3 protein-coding genes and 1 pseudogene are annotated in these 4,004 nt (G+C 62.8%); 1 reads left to right on the forward strand and 3 read right to left on the reverse strand.

Annotation, left to right across the window (positions count from 1 at the left end):
• Positions 1-328 precede the first annotated feature (328 nt).
• Positions 329-943, reverse strand: coding sequence for a response regulator transcription factor (locus tag RMN95_RS09510; protein ID WP_309616682.1), 615 nt, complete (start codon positions 941-943; stop codon positions 329-331).
• Positions 940-2,184, reverse strand: a complete 1,245-nt coding sequence (locus tag RMN95_RS09515) for a histidine kinase (protein ID WP_309616683.1) — start codon at positions 2,182-2,184, stop codon at positions 940-942. The genes RMN95_RS09510 and RMN95_RS09515 overlap by 4 nt, the downstream gene beginning before the upstream one ends.
• Before the next feature lie 163 nt (positions 2,185-2,347).
• Between RMN95_RS09515 and RMN95_RS09520 the strand changes: the two genes are divergently transcribed.
• Positions 2,348-2,908 carry a small multidrug efflux protein gene (locus RMN95_RS09520; protein ID WP_309616684.1) on the forward strand — a complete coding sequence of 187 codons (561 nt, stop codon included), beginning with the start codon at positions 2,348-2,350 and terminating at the stop codon, positions 2,906-2,908.
• Positions 2,909-3,025: 117 nt separating this feature from the next.
• Here RMN95_RS09520 and RMN95_RS09525 read toward each other — a convergent pair.
• Positions 3,026-4,004, reverse strand: a pseudogene (locus RMN95_RS09525) (hypothetical protein); the annotation flags it as partial.

Genomic DNA, 4,004 nt, shown 5'->3' on the forward strand with positions numbered 1-4,004 from the left:
GGTGACCTCAATGCTGATCAGCATGTAGTCATTACTACGGACGTCGAAGGTGATCTGGTTCGGGTGGGGTCAACTCGCCGCTGCGGTGGTTGCGGAGATCCTTCTTGGAGGGTCGTCACTGAAAGAAGCTGCGGATTCAGCCTGTCACACGTTTCCGTGTGCGACCACTCCTGACAGATCTGTCATAGTTCGAGGGCTGCCAAACCCGCTTCGACGGGCGCGAGAACCCGAAGTGCCCAGTCGGCGGAGTTGTAACCCCCGGCATGCGAGACGTCTCGCGGGCGGCATGGGCACTGACGCGCGCGCTGGCTGGCTGCGTCGATTCTCGCTAGATCCAGCCACGTTCTCGGGCGACGAGCACAGCCTGTTGCCGCGTGTCGACAGAGAGCTTTGTCAGCACGATTGATATGTGGTTGCGGACTGTGCCGGGTGCGAGTGAGAGGGCACGAGCGATCTGTGCAGTCGTCTCGCCGCGGCGTCCCAGTCTGAGCACGTCGAGTTCGCGATTCGTCAGCGGACAACGTTCGTCACTCAGTGCGTCGGCGGCGATCTCGGGGTCGATGTAGCGCGCGCCCCCTGCCACCCGTCGGATGACCTCGGCGACCTTCCCGGCGTCGCGAGATTTTGGAAGGAAGCCGGCGACGCCCGCCGCAAGTGCGCGTCGAAGGACTCCAGGACGAGCGTGACGGGTCACAATCACGCAGCGGGCGGCTACCGTGCGACGCAGCCGCTCAGTGACTTCGACGCCGTCGAGTCCCGGCATCTCCAGGTCGAGTAGGCAGATGTCCGGTTGCAGCCGCTCGGCGGCGGCGACCGCCTGCTCGCCGTCGGCGCACTCCGCGATCACATCGATGTCGCCCTCGAGGCGGAGCAGTGCAGCGAGAGCAGAACGGATCATGCCCTCGTCATCGGCGATCAGCACCCTGATTTTTGCGCCGGTCATCCCACTCTCCGCTCAGTCGGTGCTGTCACAATTACAGTGAACTTGCTCTCACCGCGAACGACTTCGAGGGTGCCGCCTGCCTCGCGGGCACGTCGGGTCAGTCCTTCGAGTCCGGTGCCTTCCCTACCCTGGATGTCCCGAGATTCCGTCCCCGTGGGGAAAGGAGCTGTCGGCGCATCCACATCGTTACTGATCTCGTAGCGCCACTGATTGTCTGCTCGAGAGAGCCGAAGCGAGGCGTGCTTGCCACTGCCGTGACGCAGCACGTTCGTTGTTGTCTCGCGGATGACCGGTCCGAAGAGCGATGCTGGGGCGCCGTCCATTTGCGGTGTGACGATGGTTTCGGCGGCAATGCCCGCGGCTCGCAGCAGGTCGCGGGCGTTGGCCAGCTCGTCGAGGAGTGGCACCGACCGGAAACGGGTCGCGAGGTCACGTGTGCCTTGGCGGGCTTCGTCGACGCTGATTCGAGCGGCCCGCAGATGCTCGAGGGCAGCGTCCCGGTCGCTGAGCAGCAGTCGGTCCGTCAATTCCAGTTGCAGGGCGATCACCTGCAGGTGATGTCCTTGCAGATCGTGCACGTCTGTAGCCAAATTCAGCCGCTCTTGGGTTGCGGCGAGGCGCGCCTCAGACACCCTGGCGCGATCGAGCGCGACCAAAACGTCCCACCACCACAACGACAGCACAGTCGCCAACGGGAGAGCAGTGGAGGTGAAGCCAAACAGGAAGTAGTCGGTCACTGGAGCTAACGGGCCAGAAAAGGCCACGTTAGCGTCAACCACCCACAGGCAGGCAAGCAGCACGGTGATCGCCAGCACCTGGCGGGTGCGCACTGCCCGCGGCCAATCCAGCAGCTGCAGTGTCTGCGCCAGGGGAGCCAGCATCAGCAGCCAGAGGCCGGAGAGCGAGAAAGCGAGAACGCCGTAACCGACAGCGGCCAAAAGTGGTGTGAGGATGCCCCGCCACTGCACCGAAGTAGCTGCGCCCGTTCGATGTCGGTAAGCGAGGAGGAGCGGCACGGTCGATCCACTCCACAGCAGTCCACCCACGAACACTGCGCCCAGTGGGACACCTTCCAGCTCGGACTGTCGAAGGGTCGCCGTCCAGATCAGCACCAGTGCCAGCTCGAAGAACACGATCGCCGACGCGGTATACCACCACGTGGCTGTAACCCCCCGCGACGTCGCCCGTGCTGAAAGGGAATGGGACTTCACGACTCCCGGAAACCCTGTCTGCATCGTCATCCCACCACCCTAGGTCCGTGACAATTGTCTCGGCTGCGGCGGGTGAATATCCCGGATATCGGTGACACTTCGACACTGCCCTCGAAGCAATGAGGGCGGTGAACTGGTACCAGTGCGGAGAGGTCGACCAGACCTCACGCTGAAAGGACAAGGAAACGCCATCATGGACATCATCAGCCGCTTCCAAGAATTGGTGGCCCAAGTACCCGAAATAATCCAGCCCCTCATCGTGGCACTCGCCGGCGCGGTGCCGTTCATCGAAGGCGAGGGAGCCGCGTCGATTGGGATTCTCGGCGGGGTGCACCCGGTAATCGCCGTCATTGCTGCAACCCTCGGCAACTTCCTCTGCGTCACAGTGCTCGTGCTCACGAGCTCACGAGCTCGATCGGCCATCGTGAGCCGCCGCGCGAAGTCACGCGAAGTCGTCGTCGCCGGTGGCGGAGGACACTCGGACGACCCGTTGCATGCGTTGGAGGATAAATGGGCCGAGTCCGACCATAAGTCCGCTCGCAGGGCGAAGTTCCAGCGCGCCCTTGACCGCTACGGAGTTCCCGGAGTGAGCATGCTCGGCCCGCTCCTTCTGCCGACTCAGTTCACCGCCACGATGCTTGCAGCCGGCGGGGTAGCCAAAGCGCGAGTACTGATCTGGCAGGCAATCGCCATTCTCGCCTGGACGATCGTGTTCGGCGTCGTCATCGGCAGCGTCGTGCACAGCGTTAGATAAGCCTCGATCCGCCAGTGGATCGAGGGGAAGGCATAGGTCTCTCGGCCGACGTCTGCTATAACCCATGAGATTCAAGTCACGATCATGGGCGTGCGGCTAGCGACGGCGCGCCGGGCTTTAGGCCGCCAGAGCACGGATGCGGCGACCGGCGAGGGCTAATACAATTCCGATGCAAGCGGTTAGACAGAGGATTGATTCAACTTCACTGGTTGCATGGAAGACGGTCAGTGCGCCTGCTGCGATGAGCACGATAGTAAGGGCATCGGCTTGCCAGGCCATCACGTTCAAAATGGCGATGTCACCCACCGGCGTGACGATAGGTAGAAGCAATCCGGTCGGCATCGGCCCCTTGGCGCAGTCCAGGACTCGCACCAAAACGATGAATACAGATAACAGAACCCACCAGGGCAGTGCCGCGATTGGCGCCCCAAAAATCGTCGCCGCGATAGTGCCCATTGAGCCGAGGACGGAGCAAGCAAGACCGGGGAGGATTGCATGCGAGCCAATCATCTTCACCGTGCTCCAGCCAAACAAGGACGATGCTCCCGCGTTTTCATTTGAATTTCGCAGTCCGTCGCACAGCACACCGACGGCGAGATAGGCGAGGAGTGAGCCGGATAGGGCCACAATCCAGTTGGCGCCCTCTGGCGTTGACGCGGTCTGTGCGCTCAACCAGCCGGCGCCGACGAGTACCGCCGATCCGAGAGCAGTCCGCATGGGGAAGCGTCGAGCTGTTCCTAGATCGCGTCGAAGAATCACGATTGGCATAGGGCCGGTGAATGAGATCCGGTCGTGTCGGCCTCGCGTAGGTGATGCCCGCAGGGCACCGGATGCTGCGGCGATGTCCCCGGTCTGTATCAAAGTGCCGATTGTTTGCCAGCGGCGAGACTGCGCCATAAGTTCAGGAAGGCGCAGATTGTTCAGAAGGGCAGGAGCTGCCAAGAAGGCCAGCGGCGACAGGGCGAGCGCGAGGGCCGACCACCACTGGATCAGCTTGTCTGGGCCCAGGGATTCCCAGAGGGAAGCAAGCCAACCCCACGGGGTTACCAGCATGACGACGACGTCAGCGCCGACAGCAATCGCGATCGCACTACCG

Origin of the sequence: Salinibacterium sp., assembly GCF_031364185.1 — a bacterium.
Classification (GTDB): Bacteria; Actinomycetota; Actinomycetes; order Actinomycetales; family Microbacteriaceae; genus Rhodoglobus.